The following is a 20,296-nucleotide window of genomic DNA, read 5'->3' as shown; positions in this document are numbered from 1 at the left end:
CATGCCGCCGGGCAAGAACGATGGCCCGGTGCTACGCGTCCGAGGCCTGCGCAAGAGCTTCGACGGCCGCGAGATCCTTCGGGGCATCGATCTCGACGTCTTGCCCGGCGAGACCATGGTCATCATGGGGGGCTCGGGCTCGGGCAAGAGCACGCTGCTGCGACTCATGATCGGCTCGCTCAAGAGCGACGCGGGCAGCATCTCGATGTTCGAGCACGATATCTGCGGGCTCACCGAAGAGAAGCTCAACCAGGTGCGTCTGAAGTTTGGCATCCTGTTCCAGAGCGGCGCGCTCTTCAACAGCATGACCGTGGCCGAGAACGTGGCTCTTCCATTGCAGGAGCATACACGCCTCAGCCAGGAGATCATCGACATCCAGGTCAAGATCAAGCTCGAGCAGGTCCAGCTCCGCGAGGCGGCCGACCTGTTCCCGGCGCAGATCTCCGGGGGCATGAAGAAGCGGGCCGGGCTCGCGCGAGCGATGGCCCTCGACCCCCAGCTCCTCTTTTGCGACGAGCCCAGCGCCGGGCTCGATCCGATCACGAGCGCCCAGATCGACCGCTTGCTGCTCGACCTGACCAAGAAGCTGGGCATCGCCTGCGTGGTGGTGACCCACGAGATGGACTCGGCCTTCACCATCGCCGACCGCATGGCCATGCTCGACAAGGGCCGCATGCTGGCCGTCGAGTCCAAGTCCTGGTTCGAGCGCGTGCGGGACGTACCCGATGCCGAGGTCGATTCGCTTAGCGAAGACGAGCAGATTATCCACCAGTTCCTGCGTGGCTCGGCCGAGGGGCCGCTGAGCGAGCGGCAGAGCGGCAGCGACTGGGAGCAGGACATCCTGGGCGTGCGTCCCGGCGTTCCGGGCATGCGCAGCGTGGAGCCCTCGCGTATGGTTCCCAGGACCGAAGACGAGAGCGTGTTGCAGCGGCTTCGGCGGATCTTGCAGGCCTGAGCAGCCAAACCCGCGTTTGGCACGCCCGAAGGGAGCGCCCCCGACATGCCGCCGGCTCGTGGACGAAACGCGATCGTGGGTGCCTTCTTCATCGCGGCGGTCGCCTTGGCCGTGCTCGTCACGGCGATCCTGAGCGACTTTCTGTCGGCCCTGACGCCGACCAGGTCCTACGTCGTTCGCTTCGAGCTCTCGCACAACGCCGGCCTGCTCGCGCCGGGGGCCGAAGTCCGCGTCGGCGGGATGAAGGTCGGCAGCGTGGCCGACATCTCACTCGCCGACGAAGCGGGAGCCGTCGACGCACTGGACGTCCAGATCGACGTCAACGACGATCTGGTCCTCCACGAAGACGCCGTGGTGCGCCTCGAAGTCCCCCTGCTTGGCACGGGCACGGTGGTCAACTTCATCAGCGTTGGCGCGGGCACGCAGCTCGCCGAGGGCGGACTCGTGCTGGGCAAGCCCTCGCCCGGCCTGCTCGCCCAGACGGGCCTGAACGACGACGACATGGAGAACATCCGTCGATCGATCGCTTCGCTCGCCGCAGCCAGCGAGCGAGTCAGCCGCATCCTGACCGACGTCGAACCCGAGGTCGGGACAGCCATTGACGAGCTGAATCTCGCGCTGCAGGACGCGCGATCGATTACCGGGGACCTGCGCGAGCGACTGCCCGGCATCGGCGATCAGGTCGAGGGCGCGCTGATCGACGTTCGCGAGAGCGTCGACGTCTGGACCGCGCTGGCAACCCGGCTCGACGAGCGAACGGTCGAGCTTGGCGAGGTCATCCAGAGCGTGCGCGCAACCATCGATGACAACCGCCCGAACATCGATCGCGTCATCGCCGACCTCGCCGAGATCACCGAGCGGACCAACGAAGAGTTGCTGCCCACCGCGCTCGAGACGGTCGAGAATGCTCGTGCCGCCAGCGAAGAAGGCGTTGCCCTCGCTGCCGATGCCGCGGCGCTCCTGGAGTCCGAAACGCCCGGCATCCGCCGCAGCATGGCCAACCTGCGTCTGGCCACCGATCAGGCCAAGCTCACCATGCTCGAGGTTCGGCGCAGCCCGTGGCGGCTCTTGCAGCGTCCGACGACGCGCGAGCTGGAGGGCGAGCTCATCTACGACGCAACCCGATCGTTCGCGCAGGCCGCCAGCGACCTCCGGGCCGCGAGCGAGAGCCTGATTTCGCTGAGCACCGACGAGCGCGGGCCGGTCGACTTGCCCGGCCGCCAGCAGGCGATCGAGCAACTGCACGAGCAACTCATGTCCAGCTTCTCGCGGTACCGCAGGGCCGAGCAGGAACTGCTGGATCGCGCCCTCGACCTGGGCGTCGGCGAGTCCGCAGGCCCGAGCAACCAGGGCGGCTGATCGCTTCTGCCGATCAGTCGCAGCCGGCGTCGAAGGCGTTCTGGAACAGCAGGAAGTCGAAGATGTCCAGCACGCCGTCGTCGTTGAAGTCGGCCTTGAGGTCGCCCGCTGCGAACAGCGTCTGGAACGCCAGGAAGTCGAAGATCGTCAGCGTACCGTCGTCGTCGAGGTCTGCCGGGCAGCCCGCTGGCGCGATGAACGCATCGTCGAGGATCTCGTCGCCGATGCTCGTGTGCCGCCGGATGATCGTCGAGAGCGTCTGCTGGTTTACCGTGTCGACGAGGTCCGCCGGCAGGTACGCCTCGTACCAGAAGCGGTCGCCGTCGCGCAGGCGGATGAACTGGTCGGACAGCGCTGCCCGCAGCGTCTCGCCCACCATCGCGCCCGGCACGGTGTCTTCGACAAGGAAGCCCACCCACGGATCGATCTGGTCGCAGTCGGCGTAGACCGACGCGAGCTTGTCTCGCATCTCCGCGTTGCTCGTCACGCCGATGAAGTCCGACACGCGCGGCAATCCGAATGCCTCGCGAACCGAGTTGAAGTCGGGCAGGCCGTGATCGCGGCCACGCTGGATGTTGAGCGATGCGAGATCGAAGCCGCCATCGCCCGGGATGCCGAACAGGAGGTTCCGTACGTCGGAGATGATGAGCGCATCGAGCTGCTGGGCCCGCTTCATCGACATGCCCCGCAGAACGCTGTCGATGCCGTAGCGGCTGATGTGCGTCGGCTGGAAGAAGGCTTGCGCGAGCGACAGGTGGCCCTCGTCGGCTTCGGTGCCGTCGCTGTCCATCCGCGGCAGGAAGGTGGGCAGCATCGAGTGGCCCATGCGGAACGCCGCCGCCGCGAACACGTTGGAGATGCCCGGATCGACGCCCGGGTCGTAGCCGGTGTACGGTGGGATCGCATCGGGCCCCAGCAGCAGCGGCAGGAACTCGTTGTACGTGATCGCTTGCATGATGCCGCCAACGATCGCGCGGGCGTGCTCGTACACCTCGTCTCCGGTGAACGACGGGTTGGCGGCGCGAATCTGGTCGGCCCAGTAGTTGTGCTCGCGGACGAACAGTGTGTGGATGGCCGTCAGCGAGACCTGCTCGTTGGCGCGCACGTCGCCCGCGAGGAACAGCGTCGGGTTCAGGTGCGTGGGCGCATTGGGGAAGCGGTTGACGTTGTACGGCAGCAGATCGCCGTCGCTGGTCTTCAGGCGGCCCGTGCCGTCCATCGAGCGCAGCTCGTTGGCACGCTCCTGGTCCGAGCCGTAGACGTTCGACGCGTCGATGAACGCGGTGATGGCGTTGATCTGCTCGCGCGGGCCTGCGCCGAGCTGGTAGCCCGACCGGTCGAGCTCGATCGTCTGCGAGCCGGTCTCCTCCGGATCGAACCACGGATCGCCCGCAGGCACGACGATGTCGAAGCGCTCGATGGGCACGGCGATGGGCGTCTCGTCCATGTCGTGGTCGAGGAACTGGCCCCACAGCCAAAACATGTTCGAGTTGCCCACGTTGCTGGGCATGTCATTGCCGCCCTGGTCGGCGATGGCCTGGCTGATCGCCCGCGCACTGCTGCCGTCCGAGCGAGCCGGGATGCGGCCGGCGCCATCGCCGTACGCCGCGGGCGCCTTGCGCACGAACGTCTGGCCCGTCGAGCCCAGCCAGGGCACGACCAGGTTGTTGAAGCGGCCGTTGATGGTGCGGAACTCGTCGGGAAAGGTCGCGGGATCATCGACGCCCGGGGCGTTTGGGTTGCCGAGCGGCAGCGGGGGCATGAAGCGCGTCACGTACGCGCGCTGCACCAGCGAGCTCCGCCGATCGGGCGTCTCGGGCCGCGGCTCGACGACCGGGCCGGCGGGACTCGCCGGTCCGTCCTGGGCCAGGGTCGGCAGGCACAGTCCGGCGACGAGCACCAGGAGGCACGCGTTATTCAGCTTCTTCGCATCCATCGCAGCATCCCTCTCGTCTCTGGGTGTCCCCCGCCGGGCGAGGGAACTCCAATATACCCGAATGGTTGGTCGCGCTCAACAGCAGAGCGCAGCCGGCCACGCTGGCTCATGTCGAGAAAACGCTACCAGCGTCAGAGTTGCTGCATTTCATGTCCCATAACGTCAGCAGCCGCCGTCAAACGCCGACTGGAACGCCAGGAAATCGAAGAGCGTGAGGGTGAGGTCACCGTCGAAGTCTGCCAGTAGGTCGCCTGCGCCGAACGCGTTCTGGAAGGCGAGGAAGTCGAATGCCGTCGCGGCCCCGTCGCGGTCCAGATCGATGAGGCATCCTTGGGCTTCGCCCGCGGTTCGGACCATCCAGGTGCCGTTGAAGGGGCTGTCGCTCATCCGCAGGATGAACGGCGCCGCCCCAAGGTCGGTCAGCAGGTCGCCGTCGTAGAACAGCCAGGAGTTCAGGCCCAGCGTGTCCTGGTCCATCCGAGCCACGGCTTGCCGCTGCGGCACGAACGCGGCGATCGCGACGAAGAAGCCGCCCTCGCCTACGTCCGTCGGGCGGATGGCGTAGGTGGCGAAGGTGCTCGTCGAGGTCGCCTCCGACGCGTGCGAGGCCGCCGAGACGACCGTGGCGTTGGTCGGATCGCCGTCGCCGTCGGGGTCGGCGTACACGATCACCGTGAGCGGCGTGCCCACCGGCAGGCTGCCGGGGAAGGACACGCTGACCTCCGAGAGCCAGGGGCAGCCCGCGTCGGCGTGGAAGTAGTTGCCCCAGGTGACGACGGCGTCGAACTCGCTCGGACCGATGGTGAACCCGCCCGAGCCATCGTCGAGCACGTAGTCGGGGCAGCGGGCGATCGCAGCAGAAACGGCGAAAAACAGGCAGGCGAGGGTCTTCATCCGCGAGTCTAGCGGACAATTTTCTCGGATTCGGGAAGAGGCCGCCGCCCGGGCCGCTTTGCCCTCTCAGTGTTAGTGAACACTAAATAAATCGCACGCGGCCGGGCGGGCGTCGGAATGCCCCGCCAGGTCGCGAGCCGAACCGCCGAGAGGAGCTCGTGATGAAACGCACCGTCGCCAAGCAAGCAAGCGTTTTGGTCGCCCTGGCCGCCGCCACCGTCGCCATGAACGCCCCCGTGTGGGCAGCCGGCCAGCAGCAGTCCACCCAGGCCAACGAGCCCGCCAAGAAGGCCGAGCCCGTCCGGAACATCTCGGAGTGGAACCTGCCCAAACGCACCAAGCTGGCCATCAGCGGCTACGACCCGGTCGCCTACTTCCCCGAGGGCGGCGGCAAGGCCAAGAAGGGCTCCAAGCGCTTCGAGCACACCCACAAGGGCGTGACCTACCGCTTCACCAGCCAGGCCAACCTGGAGCTCTTCAAGAAGGCCCCCGGCCGCTACGAGCCCGCCCACGGCGCCTGGTGCAGCTGGGCCATGGCCAGCGGCGGCAAGACCGAGCCCAACCCCAAGAACTTCATCGTGAAGAACGACCGCCTGTTCCTGTTCTACGACGGCCTGTTCGCTAACACCCGCACCGACTGGCTGAAGGGCGACCACGACGAGCTGGCCGAGAAGGCCGACCACGAGTGGAAGAAGAAGAGCCGCGAGGAAAAGCGTCAGGTCAAGAAGCCCGCCGCGTGAAACGCAGGACCACGACCGCGCCCGACGACGCTGCCCCAGAGATCCGAGAAAGCCAGCCGCCGGCGTGACACGGGGAGCGCCGGCGGCTGGCGTCCTCGCTTCCCTGCAGTGCGCCAGACGCCCCCTCCTGCAGCCTCTAGAATCCCGTTCGCTACCAAGAAACCCACCCGGACACCCCGGCCTAGCGGCCCCCGTGCCCATTCAGGAGACCAACTGCCCATGTCCAACCAGTCCAACCAGCCCGTGATCGTCGCCGCCAAGCGCACCCCCATCGGCAAGTTCTTCGGCAGCCTGGCCGGGACGCCCGCGCCCCAGCTCGGCGCCTACGCCATCAAGGCCGCCATGGATGAGGTCCCCGCGCTCAAGCCCGACATGGTCGACGAGTGCGTCATGGGCTGCGTGCTGCAGGCCGGGCTGGGCCAGAACCCCGCGCGCCAGGCGGGCCTGAAGGCCGGCCTGCCCGACACGCTGAGCGCCAAGACCATCAACAAGGTCTGCGGCTCGGGCCTCGAGGCCGTCATGATGGCGGCCCAGTCGATCAAGGCAGGCGACAACGACGTCGTCGTCGCGGGCGGCATGGAGAACATGACCGGCGCGCCCCACTTCGCGCACGTGCGCCAGGGCGTGAAGTTCGGCGACACTAAGCTCACCGATGTCATGGCCCACGACGGCCTGACCTGCGCCTTCGAGCACTGGATGATGGGCAATGCCGCCGACCACATCGCCCAGAAGTTCGGCGTCAGCCGCGAGGAGCAGGACCGCTTCGCCGCCCAGAGCCACCAGCGCGCCGAGAAGGCGACCAGCGATGGCTGGTTCAAGGACGAGATGGTCGCGCTCACCGGCGAGCAACTTGGCAACCGCAAGGTCCCGGGGCCCGAGGGCGGCTGCAGCACTGACGAGGGTATCCGCCCCGGAAGTACCGCCGAAGGCCTGTCGAAGCTTCGTCCGGCGTTCGACAAGGCCGGCACCGTGACCGCTGGCAACGCGAGCCAGATCAACGACGGCGCCGCCGCCACGATCGTCATGAGCGAGAGCAAGGCGACCGAGCTCGGCATCAAGCCCATGGCCAAGGTCATCGCCTACGCCACCAGCGGCGTCGCGCCCAAGGACATCTTCGCAGCCCCGATCACCGGCGTGCAGAACGTGCTGAAGAAGGCCGGCCTGAGCGTCGATGACATCGACCTGTTCGAGCTCAACGAGGCCTTCGCCGCCCAGGTGCTCAGCAACATCAAGGAGCTTGGCATCCCCGAGGACAAGCTCAACGTCGCCGGCGGCGGCATCGCCCTGGGCCACCCCATCGGCGCCTCGGGCACCCGCGTGCTGACCACCCTGCTTCACCAGATGAAGCGCACCGGCGCCAAGCGCGGCCTGGCCGGCCTGTGCCTGGGCGGCGGCAACAGCGTGGCGATGGTGGTGGAGGCGGTGTGAGAACCCTGGCGAAACAGTGAGTCTCACCTGCAGCCCAAGGCTCTTGTGCTGGTGACTTAGTCAACAGCCTGAGTCAAACGAGTTCTGGAAGCACAGAAAGTCAAAGATGTCCAGCGACCCCGACCCATCGCAGTCCGCGATGGGATCGGCGTCCTGGAACGCGTTCTGGAACGCCAGGAAGTCGAAGATCGTCAGCACGCCGTCGCCGTCGAAGTCGGCGTAGCAGCCGCCGGTCACCTCGAGCGTTGGCAGCGGCATCAGCGTCACGGGCCGGGTTCCCGCGTCGGCGATCGTGATCGACAACTCGGCCATGCCCGCGGCGCCGCTCGATGATGCCGTCAGGTCGACCTCCCACACGCCGCCGCCCAGCGACACCGGCGTGCCGAGGCTGATCGTGGGCGGCCCGCCGATGAGCACCTGCGGCACCACCATGCTCATGTCGGCGGCATCGCCCCGCCAGTCGCGCAGCTCGATGCGCAGCGTCGCCATCTCGCCAGCCGCGATCACCGGCGGGTCGAGCTCGGCTTCGCTCTGCACGGCGTCGGCCAGGCCGACCAGGTCGCTGCGCCAATCGTCGAACAGGTCGCGGAGCTGGAACACCGGATCGGGATCGCTCCGGCTCGCGTTGGCGATGTTGAAGTTCATGAAGTAGTCGCCCGCGCCGCAGCCCGGGCCGGGGGCGAGGTTCCCGCCCTGATTACCAATGACGCTCAGGTTACTGCCCGTCGTGCCGACGAGCTCGTCGAAGCCATCACCGGTGAGGTCGGCGAGCACGAAGTTCCGCGGGATGAGCGACGTGCCGGTGCTGTCGACCAGCTCGAGCACGCCGGCGTCGAGGCGGAACGTCAGCAGATCCGCCGACAGGTCGCTTACGCCCACGACGACCTCGGTCGCGTCCGGGCTCGTCACGCTGCCGACCGCGGCCCAGTTCGGCGAGCGCGGGAGACCGGCCGTCGCCTGCGCAAACGTCCCCCCGTTCAGTGACACGACGGCGACCTCACGCCGCGAGCGATTCACGCCGACCAGGTCGTCGTCGCCGTCGCCGTCCATGTCGGCTGCTTCCAGGAGCGTGCCATCGAGCGTCGCGGCGCCGATGGGCCCGAGCGAGAGTGAGCCGGCGCCGTCGTTGAGCACCGCTGCGACGAGTCCGCCGCTCGTCACGTATCCGACGTCGTCGAAGCCGTCGCCGTTGAGGTCCCCGACGGCCCATTGACGTGGGCCACCCGCGAAGGCAAACGACTCGATCGAGAAGCCGCCCGCTCCGTCGTTTCGCAGCAGCAGGGCCTGACCTCCGCTCTCGGCGCCAACGAACAGGTCGGTCGGCCCGCCGTCGCCATCAACGTCGATCGCCAGCAACGCGCCCGGTTCGACTGCGATGCCCGTGCGCACCGGGTCGGCGAACCCACCCATGCCATCACCGACGCCGACGGCGATGGAATCGGCCACCTCGTCGTAGGCAACGATGTCGAGGAGGTCGTCACCGCTTACATCGATCATCAGGAGGTTCGACACACGCCCGAACCGCGTGTCCGCCGATGGGTCCAGGAGCACGGGCATCGTGCCGAGCACGTCGGGCCCGGCATTCGCGAGCGTCGAGAGTTGATTGCCGGCACTGTCCGCGACGACCGCATCGGGTGCGCCGTCACCATCGACGTCGGCGATCTCGATGTCCCGCGTCGAGGTCGTGAGCCGGTAGATCCCGTTGCACGCGTCGGTGTCGCCCGCCCGCGCGATCATCATGTACCCGATGTCGGCGCTCTTGAGGAACCCCGCCGGCGGCGTGCCGCACGGGATCGGCAGCGGCGTGCACGAGCACCGCGCGTCGCCGCCCACTGCCTGCGCCGCTTCCATGCCCGCCATCAGCTTCTCGGCCAGGTCGCCCGGCGTCGAGACGATTGCCTGCACCGCATCATCGACGACCGCGGGCCCCGTCAGCAGGTTGCCCTGCACGGCGTAGAAGATTCCGTCGCTCGTGCCAGTGAGTTCGCCCGTCAGGCCGCCCGCCCACGCCCCGGCCCCGGTGCCGCTGAAAGTTCCCGTGCCTCCGGTCACGTCGACGATGCCGTACTGCCGCGTCTGGTGCCCGGGGTCGAAGGTCGAGAGGTCGTCGAAGATCTCCGCCGGCGTCAGGCCCAGCGCAAGCCCGTCGCGGATGCGCACGCGGTTGCGGCCCGAGCTATCGACGAAGCTCTGCGCCGTCGCCGCGCCCACGCCCGTGATGATCACCGGCGTGTTGGCCCGCAGGTCGAAGCCTGTCAGGCACGTCGCGCTGCCCAGGGCGATCTCGCCCGTCCGCGTGTCGACCAGCAGAATGGACCAGGTGGCCTGGGCAGAGCCCGCGCAGGCGAGCAGGGCGGCGGCGGCGATGGCGGCGGGGGCCGAGCGCAGGTTGGGCAGCACGGGCAATCTCCTTCTCACGTCACGATCTTCGAGTGGCGATCCGATCTGCACAGCATACCACAAAAGCCTGTCGCCACGTCACTTCCGTAGGCAGGGTTTCCGCCGCCACGCTGGGGAGATGTCATTATGAGACCGGATTCAGCCGGAAATCATCCTGGCTACGCGCTTGCTTCGCATCGTATCTTGAACGCGAAGCGAATCGAAACGGAGCACCAGCATGGCCGACCGCGAAGACACCAGAAGCCAGGACCCGGACCTCGAGCAAGGGACCCAACCGGGAAGCTGGACCGATCCGGACACCCAGCCGGCAGAAGACCCGCAGGAGGCCGGCAAGAGCGGCAAGCACACCGGCAACCATCGATCGGCAGGCGACACGCCGCCCTTGTCCTCCGACGGCTCGGCCTCGAACGCTCGGACGTGACCGCCCGGAAGCTACGAACATCACTATAACCAGCGGCGGTCGGGTGAGTAGGGAGAGCCCGGCCGTCGCTGCTTGGTGCGCCCATCCGGCGGGTTGCAGGACCGTCCATCACCCAGCCGGCTTCTATCATGCGGCGCGGGCAACGCCGCCCGCCGGAACGCCGCCACGGGAGACACGATGGACCTCGAGACCCGCATCGCCCAGTTCGAGAACATGTCTCGGGAGGACCCCGACAACGACATGGCCCACTTCTCGCTGGCCAACGCCTACGCCCAGGCCGGCCGCCACGCCGACGCCGCCGCCAGCTACATGCGCTGCATCGAGCTCAACCCCGCCATGAGCAAGGCCTACCAGCTCGCCGGCGAGCAGCTCATCGAGGCCGGCGAGAACGACGACGCGACGGAATTGCTCACCACCGGCTACAAGAGCGCCACCGAGCGCGGCGACCGCATGCCCGCCACCGCCATGAAGGGCATGCTCGAGAAGCTCGGCGCCCCCGTGCCCGAGGTGCAGGAAAAGAAGCCGACCGCCGCCGAGCTCGAAGAGGGCGACTTCCTCTGCCAGCGCACCGGCAAGCGCGGCCACCAGCTCCCGCGCCCGCCCTTCAAGGGCCCCATCGGCCAGTGGATCTACGACAACATCAGCAAGGAGACCTGGGACGCCTGGATCGGCCAGGGCACCAAGGTCATCAACGAACTCCGCCTCGACCTCAGCCAGGACAAGGACGCCGAGGCCTACGACCAGCACATGCATGAGTACCTGGGCCTCGACGAGACGACGCTCGAAGAGCTGCGGGCGGGCTCGGCGAGCTGAGTTCGACTCAAGCGGGCGGGCCGAACGCCCGATAGCAGCAACACCGGCGTTCGGTCATAGCGCCACAGTTCCATTTCCAGAACGGCAGGGCCGCTCCTTGTTGGGGGAGCGGCCCTTGTCTTTGTGCGGTCGCCAATTGGCTTGCGGCTGCGTCAGGGCGGCTTGAGCGAGATTCCATCGGGGAGTGCCCGCGAAGGAAGGGCCGGCGCGCTCCGACTGCGGGCCGGAGATGTCGTGTTGCCGGCCGGCCACGGAGCATTGCCGGCCGGAGATGTCGTGTTGCAGGCCGGCGACTGAGCATTGCCGGCCGGAGAGGTCATGTTGCAGGCCGGTGATGGAGCGTTGCGGGCCGGTCCGGACCGATCGCCGGCCTGGCGATGGGCGTGCCGCCCATGCTCGTGAGCGGCGTGCTGGCCCTGCTCGGCCTGGCCGCGGCGTGCGTGGTGGGGGTGTGGGATTATGAAGGGTGTTTGAGGGGGGTGGGGTGGCGTGAGAGCGGCTAACCACAGCCTATTCAAAGACTTGCTCAGGAAACCTGCCATGTGCGTCTCGGTCCAACAGCCAAGGCATTGGCTTAGCGAATTCGCCCAATGACCTTTGTATGCGTCGAACGACAATGATGGCACTGTCGACGGCATCCTTTGCATGCTCAACTGAGGAAGCGAAGAAAGCCGGCAGCTTCGACTCACCTAGTGCCAGTAGGTCCGGCGATGGGGAAGCGTGAACGATTGCGTCGCGAGCAGATTTAGCTTCCTGCAGTAGGTACTTAAACTCTTTGCAGTTGTTCTCCTGGATAGGTGCACGATCTAGTCCTGCGACGATGCGCGGATATGTCAGCAGCTTCTCTCGCAGGGAGAGTGAACGGCGTCGTTTCTTATCCGGGTTCCACTCGGTGAGTTGCGACAGCTCAGCTTCGTCCAACGTGTCGCCATTCATGGCCACATGATCGAAAGCGATGCCGTTCAGGTAGGCTTCTACAAACTGCAGTGCCCCAACAATACAGGCCTGAGTCAGAGCACGCTGTTCCTTAACTCGACGCTTGGGTATGTCGTAGCTTGGCTTGAAGTCGTAGTTGTCAGTGATGCTGTTAAAGATGCTGCACATGTTCTCGTGAATCGCTGCGTCGACTCGGAACAGTTCGATTGTTGTTCGCCCGTCCTTCATTCCATGAGAATGAAATTGCACAAAAGTGTGCAAGGGTATCTCATCAAGATTTGTTAGAACAGTGTCGTACTTGGTGAACAACTTGGTCAGTTCAAATAGGGACAGAGAGGGGACACGGTCGTCTTTGGAGCCCCGCACAAAGTCAGAGATCGAGTCGAGCATCTCTGGGCCGCCAACGTAGCCGCAATATGCAGTTGCCCTAAGGTGGCCGGCCTGAATCTCTTTGAGAAGTCCTCGTAATTCAAGCTTGCTTGCTGTTCGGACGCGTGCGTGTGCCTCTCGAACATTGGCTTTAAGCTCGTCTGTGTCTTGACAGGTCAAGATTGTCAGTGTCTCGTGTCGAATTAGAGTGGCCTCCGCTTTAGCGGCGAGGCGAGAACGCTCAGAATAGTGTGCGGCCATGCTGCGTCCCTCAACAAACAGGCACGCGTCAAACGCGTGCCTGTGGTGTGAATCAGAGCTTAGACTAATTTCGAATCAATAATCAAAATCATCCCCACCGCCCATCGGCACCTTCGCCTTCTTCTCCTTCCGCTCCACCACCGCGGCCTCGGTGGTCAGCAGCAGGCCGGCGACGCTCGCGGCGTTCTCCAGGGCCACGCGCTCGACCTTGGTCGGCACGATGACCCCCATCTTCACCAGGTCGCCGTACTCGCGGGTCAGGGCGTTGAAGCCGAAGCTGGGGTCCTTGTTTTCCTCGACCTTGCTGGCGATGAGCGAGCCCTCGAGGTCGCAGTTCTTGGCGATCTGCTTGATCGGGGCGCTCAGGGCACGCCACACGATGTCGACGCCCAGCCCCTCGTCGCCGCCGGCCTTCTTGCGCAGCGACTCGAGCTTCGTGCGGGCGCGGAGCACCGCGGTGCCGCCGCCGGGCAGGATGCCCTCCTCGACGGCCGCCCGGCAGGCGTGCAGGGCGTCCTCGACGCGGGCCTTCTTCTCCTTCATCTCGACCTCGGTGGCCGCCCCGACGTTGATCTGGGCGACGCCGCCGGCCAGCTTGGCCAGCCGCTCCTCGAGCTTCTCTCGGTCGTAGTCGCTGCTGGCCGCCTCGACCTGGTGGCGGATCATGTCGATCCGGCCCTTGATGTCGGTGCTCTTGCCGGCGCCCTCGATGATGGTCGTGTTGTCCTTGTCGATCACGACCTTCTTGGCCCGACCCAGCTCGCGCAGTTCGAGCTTCTCCATGTCGATGGCCAGCTCTTCCATCACGGCGGTGCCGCCGGTCAGGATGCCGATGTCCTCGAGCATGGCCTTGCGGCGGTCGCCGAAGCCCGGGGCCTTGACGGCGGCGACCTTGAGAACACCACGCAGCTTGTTGACCACGAGCATGGCCAGCGCGTCGCTGTCGACGTCCTCGGCGATGATGAGCAGGCTCTTGCCGCTCTCGGCGACCTTGCCCAGGATGGGGACGAGGTCCTTGGCGCTGCTGAGCTTCTTCTCGTGGATGAGGACGTAGCAGTCTTCGAGCACGCACTCCATGTCGGCGGCGTTGGTGACGAAGTGGGGGCTCAGGTAGCCCTTGTCGAACTGCATGCCCTCGACGAGCTCGACCTCGGTCTCGAGGCTCTTGCCCTCTTCGACGGTGATGACGCCGTCCTTGCCGACCTTGTCCATCGCCTTGGCGATGATGTCGCCGATCTCGGCGTCCTGGTTGGCGCTGCACGTGCCCACCTGGGCGATCTCCTTGCTGCTGGAGACCTTCTTGGACATGCCGTGCAGCTCGGCAACGATGGCGTCGACGGCCTTCTCGATGCCGCGCTTCACCTCGTTGGCGTTGGCGCCGGCGGTGATGTTCTTGAGGCCCTCGCTATAGATGGCCTCGGCATAGATCGTCGCGGTGGTGGTGCCGTCGCCGGCGTCCTTGGACGCCTTCGAAGCCACGCTCTTGACCATCTGAGCGCCCATGTTCTCGTAGGGGTCCTCCAGCTCGATCTCCTTGGCGACCGTCACGCCGTCCTTGGTGACGGTGGGGGCGCCGAAGGACTTCTGGATGGCCACCACGCGGCCCGAGGGGCCCAGCGTGACCTTGACGGCCTGGGCGAGCTTCTGCACGCCGCGGAGGATCCGCTCGCGTGCGTCGTTGTCGTATGCGATGTCTTTCGCGGCCATGGTTCGTGTTCCTTGTGATTCGAGATTCACCACAGAGACGCAGAGGCACAGAGATGGGAAAGGGATCGATTCTCTCTTTCTCTTCTCTCCCTACCCGATCCCCTCTCTTCTCTGCGCCTCTGTGCCTCTGTGGTAAATGGTTTCTTACTGGTTCAGCTAACTGTTCAACTGGGGCGGACCGATCCGCACCCAGGCCACGCTCGCGGCGTCGATGATGGCGATGCTCTGGCCGTCGGTCACCTTGACCATGTGGTCGCCCTCCTCGGGCACGAGCATCGCGTTTGGCACCAGCAGCAGGGCGCCCTGCTCGCCGGTATGGTGGAAGGCGAACGTGGCGTCACGCCCGCCGGTCAGTTCCTTGAGCGCTGCGCGCAGCTCGTCGGTGGTCATGGACCGTTCCTTCCGCGGTTGCGGGTCCGGCTCAGCCCTCGAGCACCGCCAGCACGTCGCTCTCGGTCATGATCAGCAGCTCGTCGCCGTCCAGCTTGACCTCAGTCCCGGAGTAGCTGGTGAAGATGATGCGGTCGCCCTTCTTGAGCTCGAGCGGCACGCGATCGCCCGTCTCGGTGTTGAGCGCACCGTCGCCGACGGCCTCGATCACGCCGGTCTTGGGCCGGTCCTTGCTGCTCTCGGGCAGGAAGATGCCCGAGGCGGTGACGCTCTCGGCCTCGTCGCGGCGGACGATGATCTTGTCGTGCAGCGGGCGGATGTTCAGTTTCTTGCGAGTCTTCGTTGCGGCCATCGTGCATCGCTCCTCTGCGAGTAACGCCCGCATCCGCGGGCAGGGTGTGGTTCGGTTTCCTCAGCCGGTTCCGGGCCAGCGGCCCCGATAGTGACGCGCCAGGACGCGGCGCAGCACCTCCAGCAACAATTCGACGTCTCGGTGGTGGCTCGGACGATCGACCACCGCGAACGCGTCGGCGAGCAACGCCCGCATCGACTCGCGGCTGGCCTCGCGGGCCGTCCGGGCCCGGCGGATCACGATCGTCGGCGGCCGCTGCTCGCTGCGTTGCAGCAACTCCAGCAGTCGCAGCCCGCCGTCCTCGGCCGACCCATCGTCCAGCGGCAGGGCCAGGTCGACCACCGCCATGTGGATGGGCGTGGCCCGGATGACCTCCGACGCCTCCCGCCCGCTGTGGGCCCGCACCGTGCGGACGCCCAGCGGTGCCAGCAGCGGCGGCAGCCGATCGGCCCACGACTGGTCGGGCCGGCTGGCGTCGCTCAGCAGCAGGTTCAGGCGGGACGGCTCCGCGCTCGAACCGGTCGGGTTGGCAGCCGAGGGCTTCACGACGGGCGTGGTACAAGCCGCGTGCCTGTCCGCGGGGCCGCCCCTTGCGACGGCAGGCCCCCGCCAGCATGCTCACGCCGCTGTCACCCCAGCACCCGATCTCCCAAAGGTGTCATCTTGGCAGACGAGGCTGTAAGCCCAGCCGCCGGCGCGCATGAAAAAGCCCGGGTCGTTGCCCGGGCTGAACAAGCCGTCAGTCCTAGGCCGGGCTGGGCGACATCCCGCCCGCGATCTCCGGTCCCTCGTCGTCGTCGGGCTGGGCCTGGCTGGGCTTGGGCGTGCGGTCGCGGTCGGCCAGCAGCAGGTCCGAGACCGACGGCTTGTTGAGCGAGCCGCCGCTGATGAGCAGGTGGACCTCCTCGGCCGTCAGCGTCTCGTGCTTGAGCAGCGACTCGGCCACCGACTCCACCTTGCCCCAGTTCTCGTCCAGCAGCCGCCTGGCCTCGGCATACGCCTCGTCGACGATCCGGCGGACCTCCTGGTCGATCAGGTCGGCGGTGCGGTCGCTGTAGTCCTTGTCGGGCACGTAGGCCTCGCGGGAGTCAGCGCCGGTGTACCGCAGGAAGCCGAGCTTCTCGCTCATGCCCCACTCGGTCACCATCGTGCGCGCGAGCTGCGTCGCCTGGGCGATGTCCTGGGCCGCCCCGCTGGACATGTCGCCCATCGCACGCGCCTCGGCGATGCGCCCACCGCACATGACCTTGAGCGTGGTGTTGATCCACTTGAGCCCGTACCCCATGCGGTCCTTCTCGGGCAGGCTGAACGTCGCGCCGCCCATGCCGCCGCGCGGGATGATCGTGACCTTGTGCAGCGGGTCGCCGTGCGGCAAGAGCGCCTGCAGCACGGCGTGCCCGGCCTCGTGGTATGCCACCAGCTTGTTCTCGTCCTTCTCGCGCACGCGGCTCTTGCCGGCGCGGCCGAACTTCACCTTATCGCGCGCCTCTTCCAGGTCCTCGTGCTCGACGAACTCCTTGTCCTCCATGGTGGCCATGATGGCCGCCTCGTTGACGATGGCCGCCAGGTCGGCGCCGCTGAACATGGGCGTGCCGCGTGCGACCTTCTCGAGGTCGACGTCGGGCCCCAGCTTCACCTTCTTGGCGTGCACGCTCAGGATCTGCAGGCGGCCCTTGAGGTCGGGCAGGCTGACGGCGATCTGGCGGTCGAAGCGGCCCGGCCGCACGAGCGCCGGGTCGAGCACGTCGGCCCGGTTGGTCGCGGCGATCACGATCACGCCGTCGGTGGCGTTGAAGCCGTCCATCTCGACGAGGATGGCGTTGAGCGTCTGCTCACGCTCGTCGTGCCCGCCGGTGCTGTAGCCGCCGCCGCGGCGACGCCCGACGGCGTCGATCTCGTCGAGGAAGATCAGGCACGGCGCGTTGTCCTTGGCCTGCTTGAACAGGTCGCGCACGCGGCTGGCGCCCACGCCCACGAACATCTCGACGAAGTCCGAGCCCGAGATGCTGAAGAACGGCACGTCGGCCTCGCCCGCGATGGCCTTGGCCAGCAGCGTCTTGCCGCAGCCCGGAGGCCCGTTGAGCAGCACGCCCCGCGGGATGCGACCGCCGAGCTTGGTGAACTTCTTGGGCGTCTTGAGGAACTCGATGATCTCCGAGACCTCGTCCTTGGCCTCGTCGATGCCCGCGACGTCCTTGAACGTGACGCCGGTCATCTCCTTGTTGAACACTCGGTGGCGGCTCTTGCCGAAGCTGCCCAGCATGCCCGCGCCGCCCGCGGCTCCGCGCAGGCTCCGCAGGAACAGGAAGATCAGGAAGATGAACAGCAGGATCGGCAGCCCGAGCATGAGGTAGACCGGCCAGTTGCTGCTGGGCTGGGTCTGGGCCTTGCCCTCGGTCTTGACGATGATCTGATCGCTGATGGTCTCGCGCGTTGCGGCGTTGAGGTCGATCCTGACCGCCGTCCGTTCGGCGCTGTCGGGCCCGTCGAGCCGAACGGCCCGCACCGCGCCATCGGAGATGACGACGCTCTCTTCGTCGATCTGCCCCGCGTCGTACAGGCTGTAGAACTGCTCGAGCGTGATCCGCTCGCCGCGGCCGGTCTGGAACATCAGCATGACCATGACGGCAAGCAGCACCAAGGCCACGATGAGGATCATCATGCGGCCCTGGGGCATGGTCGGGCCCGAAGGCTGCTGGCCCGGCCGCTTCCCGCCCGGGCCCCCGCCCTGACCCTTGGGGGGCTGGTTGGGATTCCTGTCTTCCTGGCTCATCGCAATTCGACGCATGCGTGCTCCGCGAGGGGCCGGCTCCAACGCTCGCAGCGTCTCGGCGGCCACCGGTTTCCGAGTTCCATACCACGAGCATCGGCCCGCGTGGAGGTCATCCTAGAGACCGAGCGACTCGCAACGCCCGCTTATGGGGCCTGCGGGGACCAACCCCCGAACCGATGCGTGCATTCCTCGCCTTCGTACGCCGCATGGGCATCGCAGGGTCGTGCTACCACACCGAACGCATGGCTTCCAGGATGGCCCCCGCCATCTCGTCGGTGGCCGATGACAGGCCCACGTCGAGCGGCTCGCCCGCAGCGGGCAAGAACGACTCGACGACGACCAGGTTCGTCCGGCGTGCGAGCTCGCGTCCGGTCACGTTGCTCCGCCACGTGAAGTCCACCGTCAGCCGCACCGCCGCCTGCTGGGTGATGCCGCCTCCGGTGTCCTGCGTCAGACGGCGGATCTGCACGTCGCGGATGGTGCCCGTCAGCGCGGTCTGGGCCGACCCGCTGCTCGTGACGTCCCAGGGCGTGTCGCGCTGGACGCGGCGGATGATCGCCGTCGTCAGGTCGGACTCCAGCCCGGGGTGGAACGTCTCGTTCTGGAAGACCTGCACCGCGACGCTCTGGACGCGGTCGTCGTAGCTCGACGAGAAGCTGTAGCCCGTCGTCGGGTCGCTCGAGCAGCCGACGAGCGCGAGCGAAGCGACCGCGATTGCGAGGCCGAGCGCCCTCACGCGCCCTCTCCGGGCCTGAGCCATCCCCGCGAACGCAGCGTATCGATGGCCTCCTGCGCCGCCGTCGTCCGCGGATGCTCGCTCAAGAGCCGCCGCAGGACGTACCGGGCCGACGCCTTCTCGTCGCGCTTCAGGTACACGCGGGCCATCTGCAGCAACTGCTGGCCCTGGCTTTCATCGATCCGCACGCGCAGCGAATCCAGTTCGGCCTGGACTTCGAGGTCGCCGGGGTACTTCGCCTCGTAGACGTCCAGCAGCTCCTCGGTCTCGATGAGGCCCGAGCCGTCGTACTGCGGCCCGTTGTACTGCGCAAACGTCGCCTCGATGCGCGCCAGCAGCGCCGCCCGATAGAAGCTCGACGTCGGGAACGCCTCGAGGAAGATGCCGTAGACCTCGCGCGCCAGCTCGAACTCGCCCGTCCGCCGGTAGTGCGCGCCAAGCTCGAGCATCGCCCGCTCGGCGATCTGGCTGCCGGGCAGTCGCTCGGCGATCCGTACCAGCAGTTCTTCGCCGTCGCGGCGGGCGCTGCTAATGCGGATGCCCAGGAACTTGCGTCGCTTGCCGTTGATGTAGTCGATGGCGATCGCCATCGTCCGCTCGGCTGCCTTGACGAATTCCGGGCTGCCGGCATAGTTCCGCGCGATGGCCTCATAGTCGTAGAGCGCGTCGTACTCGTCGTCCAAGGCGACCTTGGCGTCGCCGCGCACGAGTAGCGCCAGCGGTATCCATTGGTTGCCCGTGCCCGTGTTCTCGCGGAGCCACCGCGTCAGCATCGACTTCGCACGCCCCGGCCGACCCTCCAGCAGCGTTGCCCATGCATCGCGGATGTACGCCTCGTCGGCGTCCATGGGCTCGGTGGCGTCGGCGGCCTGCCAGCCTTGCTGCGAGAGTTCGAGCTCGGCGCGCTGGGCACCGGCGCCGCTCGTGCAGAGCAGGATCGCCACGACGAAGAACAGGACCACGTGCTTCGGGATGCACATGGCCCAGTATAGTGTTCGCGTTGGCGGGCGGAACCCCTAGCGGCGACGCCGCAGGCCGGCCAAGCCGAGTCCGCCGAGCGCCGCCATCGTCGCGGGCGCGGGAATCGTGTAGGTGTACTCGTATTCCACGATCATCAGGTTGTACTCAACCGGTCCGCCGGGCGTCCGCAGCGGGATGGTTCGGCCAAAGTCCGTGCCGTCCCATGGGTTCAGGAACGAGCTGGTCAGGTCGTACACCGTGAAGTCGATGCCGCCGTTCTCGCTGACGAAGATCTTGTACTCGGTCACCTCGATGTCGCCCGTGAAGTCGAGGAACTCGATGGGGTCGCTCTTACCGATCTCCCAGCCGATGAACTCTGCTTCTTCGTCGCCAATGAGGTAGTCCGACGGCACCAGCGCGCTGCCGTCGCGAGAGCGGAACTCGAACTGGAGGACGTTGGTGCCGACGCCTCGGATCTCGGTCCACTTGGCCTCGACGATATCCGGTCCGCCGAGCAGGGGCCCGATGCTCTGGAACGCCTGATCGATAAGGAGCGAGCGCTCGCTGCCGTGGATGATCTCCTCGCCGGTCCGTGAGAAGGCCTTGAGCGCCACGCTCGCCGTCTCGTCGGGCGAAATGGTGCGGATACCGGTATCGCCCGGATCGATCTGGCCCTGGGCGCTGGCGGCCGCCAACGCGACCACGCCGCACACTCCGACCGTCCACTGGCCAACCATACCCATCCTCCCGATGCGCGTCACCGTGCCAGAGCCTGCATGAGCAAGCCCATGCAGCGACAAGCGTTCACAGAACGCGCCAACGCGGCGGAGAACACACACCCGCCGACCACTCCTCTTACGGCCAAG

At 66.9% G+C, this 20,296-nt stretch carries 18 protein-coding genes; 6 read left to right on the top strand and 12 right to left on the bottom strand.

The window, feature by feature from the left end; all coding sequences use genetic code 11:
* Position 1 precedes the first annotated feature (1 nt).
* Together RIA68_09990 and RIA68_09985 are read left to right on the top strand one after the other, a co-directional pair.
* Positions 2-955, top strand: a complete 954-nt coding sequence (locus RIA68_09990) for an ATP-binding cassette domain-containing protein (protein MEQ8317775.1) — start codon at positions 2-4, stop codon at positions 953-955.
* A 45-nt stretch (positions 956-1,000) separates the two neighbouring features.
* Positions 1,001-2,314: an MlaD family protein gene (locus RIA68_09985; protein ID MEQ8317774.1), complete on the top strand. Its 1,314-nt coding sequence runs from the start codon at positions 1,001-1,003 to the stop codon at positions 2,312-2,314.
* Positions 2,315-2,327: 13 nt separating this feature from the next.
* Here the strand turns inward: RIA68_09985 and RIA68_09980 are convergent, their stop codons facing one another.
* Complete coding sequence (locus RIA68_09980; protein MEQ8317773.1) at positions 2,328-4,250, bottom strand: peroxidase family protein; 1,923 nt, start codon at positions 4,248-4,250, stop codon at positions 2,328-2,330.
* Between the two features lie 162 nt (positions 4,251-4,412).
* Positions 4,413-5,144 (bottom strand): GC-type dockerin domain-anchored protein, encoded by a 732-nt coding sequence (locus tag RIA68_09975; protein ID MEQ8317772.1) that lies wholly within the window; start codon positions 5,142-5,144, stop codon positions 4,413-4,415.
* Positions 5,145-5,305: 161 nt separating this feature from the next.
* On the opposite strand from RIA68_09975, the gene RIA68_09970 reads away from it, so the two are divergent.
* Positions 5,306-5,884: a YHS domain-containing (seleno)protein gene (locus RIA68_09970; GenBank protein ID MEQ8317771.1), complete on the top strand. Its 579-nt coding sequence runs from the start codon at positions 5,306-5,308 to the stop codon at positions 5,882-5,884.
* A 219-nt stretch (positions 5,885-6,103) separates the two neighbouring features.
* Positions 6,104-7,312, top strand: coding sequence for an acetyl-CoA C-acetyltransferase (locus RIA68_09965; protein ID MEQ8317770.1), 1,209 nt, complete (start codon positions 6,104-6,106; stop codon positions 7,310-7,312).
* 60 nt (positions 7,313-7,372) lie between these two features.
* On the opposite strand, the gene RIA68_09960 is transcribed toward RIA68_09965, so the two are convergent.
* The gene (locus tag RIA68_09960; GenBank protein MEQ8317769.1) at positions 7,373-9,712 is read right to left on the bottom strand and encodes a DUF1028 domain-containing protein; all 2,340 of its coding nucleotides are present in this window, start codon (positions 9,710-9,712) and stop codon (positions 7,373-7,375) included.
* A 217-nt stretch (positions 9,713-9,929) separates the two neighbouring features.
* Between RIA68_09960 and RIA68_09955 the strand changes: the two genes are divergently transcribed.
* Both RIA68_09955 and RIA68_09950 read left to right on the top strand, forming a co-directional pair.
* Positions 9,930-10,133, top strand: coding sequence for a hypothetical protein (locus RIA68_09955; GenBank protein ID MEQ8317768.1), 204 nt, complete (start codon positions 9,930-9,932; stop codon positions 10,131-10,133).
* A gap of 177 nt (positions 10,134-10,310) precedes the next feature.
* Positions 10,311-10,946 carry a Fe(2+)-trafficking protein gene (locus tag RIA68_09950; GenBank protein MEQ8317767.1) on the top strand — a complete coding sequence of 212 codons (636 nt, stop codon included), beginning with the start codon at positions 10,311-10,313 and terminating at the stop codon, positions 10,944-10,946.
* A gap of 510 nt (positions 10,947-11,456) precedes the next feature.
* Here the strand turns inward: RIA68_09950 and RIA68_09945 are convergent.
* From RIA68_09945 to RIA68_09905, 9 genes are all read right to left on the bottom strand, one after another.
* Positions 11,457-12,512 (bottom strand): hypothetical protein, encoded by a 1,056-nt coding sequence (locus RIA68_09945; GenBank protein MEQ8317766.1) that lies wholly within the window; start codon positions 12,510-12,512, stop codon positions 11,457-11,459.
* Between the two features lie 75 nt (positions 12,513-12,587).
* Complete coding sequence (gene groL, locus RIA68_09940) at positions 12,588-14,219, bottom strand: chaperonin GroEL (GenBank protein ID MEQ8317765.1); 1,632 nt, start codon at positions 14,217-14,219, stop codon at positions 12,588-12,590.
* Between the two features lie 156 nt (positions 14,220-14,375).
* Positions 14,376-14,609, bottom strand: a complete 234-nt coding sequence (locus RIA68_09935) for a hypothetical protein (GenBank protein ID MEQ8317764.1) — start codon at positions 14,607-14,609, stop codon at positions 14,376-14,378.
* A 31-nt stretch (positions 14,610-14,640) separates the two neighbouring features.
* Positions 14,641-14,961 carry a co-chaperone GroES gene (locus tag RIA68_09930; GenBank protein ID MEQ8317763.1) on the bottom strand — a complete coding sequence of 107 codons (321 nt, stop codon included), beginning with the start codon at positions 14,959-14,961 and terminating at the stop codon, positions 14,641-14,643.
* Between the two features lie 60 nt (positions 14,962-15,021).
* Positions 15,022-15,507, bottom strand: coding sequence for a hypothetical protein (locus tag RIA68_09925; protein MEQ8317762.1), 486 nt, complete (start codon positions 15,505-15,507; stop codon positions 15,022-15,024).
* A 199-nt stretch (positions 15,508-15,706) separates the two neighbouring features.
* Positions 15,707-17,749, bottom strand: coding sequence for an ATP-dependent zinc metalloprotease FtsH (gene ftsH, locus RIA68_09920; protein ID MEQ8317761.1), 2,043 nt, complete (start codon positions 17,747-17,749; stop codon positions 15,707-15,709).
* Positions 17,750-17,960: 211 nt separating this feature from the next.
* Positions 17,961-18,470 carry an LPS assembly lipoprotein LptE gene (lptE, locus tag RIA68_09915; protein ID MEQ8317760.1) on the bottom strand — a complete coding sequence of 170 codons (510 nt, stop codon included), beginning with the start codon at positions 18,468-18,470 and terminating at the stop codon, positions 17,961-17,963.
* Positions 18,467-19,450, bottom strand: coding sequence for a tetratricopeptide repeat protein (locus RIA68_09910; GenBank protein ID MEQ8317759.1), 984 nt, complete (start codon positions 19,448-19,450; stop codon positions 18,467-18,469). Before RIA68_09910 ends, lptE begins: the two co-directional genes overlap by 4 nt.
* 36 nt (positions 19,451-19,486) lie before the next feature.
* Complete coding sequence (locus RIA68_09905) at positions 19,487-20,167, bottom strand: hypothetical protein (protein ID MEQ8317758.1); 681 nt, start codon at positions 20,165-20,167, stop codon at positions 19,487-19,489.
* Between the last annotated feature and the right edge of the window lie 129 nt (positions 20,168-20,296).

The organism is Phycisphaerales bacterium (assembly GCA_040217175.1).
Classification (GTDB): domain Bacteria; phylum Planctomycetota; class Phycisphaerae; order Phycisphaerales; family UBA1924; genus JAHCJI01.
Note: the sequence above shows the minus strand (reverse complement) of the source record. Positions and strands in the feature narration are given on the sequence as shown.

Coding starts and splice junctions, on each gene's coding strand:
- RIA68_09990 (MEQ8317775.1), top strand. CDS start 2: ATGCCGCCGGGCAAGAACGATGGCCCGGTGCTACGCGTCCGAGGCCTG.
- RIA68_09935 (MEQ8317764.1), bottom strand. CDS start 14,609: ATGACCACCGACGAGCTGCGCGCAGCGCTCAAGGAACTGACCGGCGGG.
- RIA68_09955 (MEQ8317768.1), top strand. CDS start 9,930: ATGGCCGACCGCGAAGACACCAGAAGCCAGGACCCGGACCTCGAGCAA.
- RIA68_09905 (MEQ8317758.1), bottom strand. CDS start 20,167: ATGGTTGGCCAGTGGACGGTCGGAGTGTGCGGCGTGGTCGCGTTGGCG.
- RIA68_09985 (MEQ8317774.1), top strand. CDS start 1,001: ATGCCGCCGGCTCGTGGACGAAACGCGATCGTGGGTGCCTTCTTCATC.
- RIA68_09945 (MEQ8317766.1), bottom strand. CDS start 12,512: ATGGCCGCACACTATTCTGAGCGTTCTCGCCTCGCCGCTAAAGCGGAG.
- RIA68_09980 (MEQ8317773.1), bottom strand. CDS start 4,250: ATGGATGCGAAGAAGCTGAATAACGCGTGCCTCCTGGTGCTCGTCGCC.
- RIA68_09910 (MEQ8317759.1), bottom strand. CDS start 19,450: ATGTGCATCCCGAAGCACGTGGTCCTGTTCTTCGTCGTGGCGATCCTG.
- RIA68_09950 (MEQ8317767.1), top strand. CDS start 10,311: ATGGACCTCGAGACCCGCATCGCCCAGTTCGAGAACATGTCTCGGGAG.
- RIA68_09930 (MEQ8317763.1), bottom strand. CDS start 14,961: ATGGCCGCAACGAAGACTCGCAAGAAACTGAACATCCGCCCGCTGCAC.
- ftsH (MEQ8317761.1), bottom strand. CDS start 17,749: ATGCGTCGAATTGCGATGAGCCAGGAAGACAGGAATCCCAACCAGCCC.
- RIA68_09965 (MEQ8317770.1), top strand. CDS start 6,104: ATGTCCAACCAGTCCAACCAGCCCGTGATCGTCGCCGCCAAGCGCACC.
- groL (MEQ8317765.1), bottom strand. CDS start 14,219: ATGGCCGCGAAAGACATCGCATACGACAACGACGCACGCGAGCGGATC.
- RIA68_09970 (MEQ8317771.1), top strand. CDS start 5,306: ATGAAACGCACCGTCGCCAAGCAAGCAAGCGTTTTGGTCGCCCTGGCC.
- RIA68_09975 (MEQ8317772.1), bottom strand. CDS start 5,144: ATGAAGACCCTCGCCTGCCTGTTTTTCGCCGTTTCTGCTGCGATCGCC.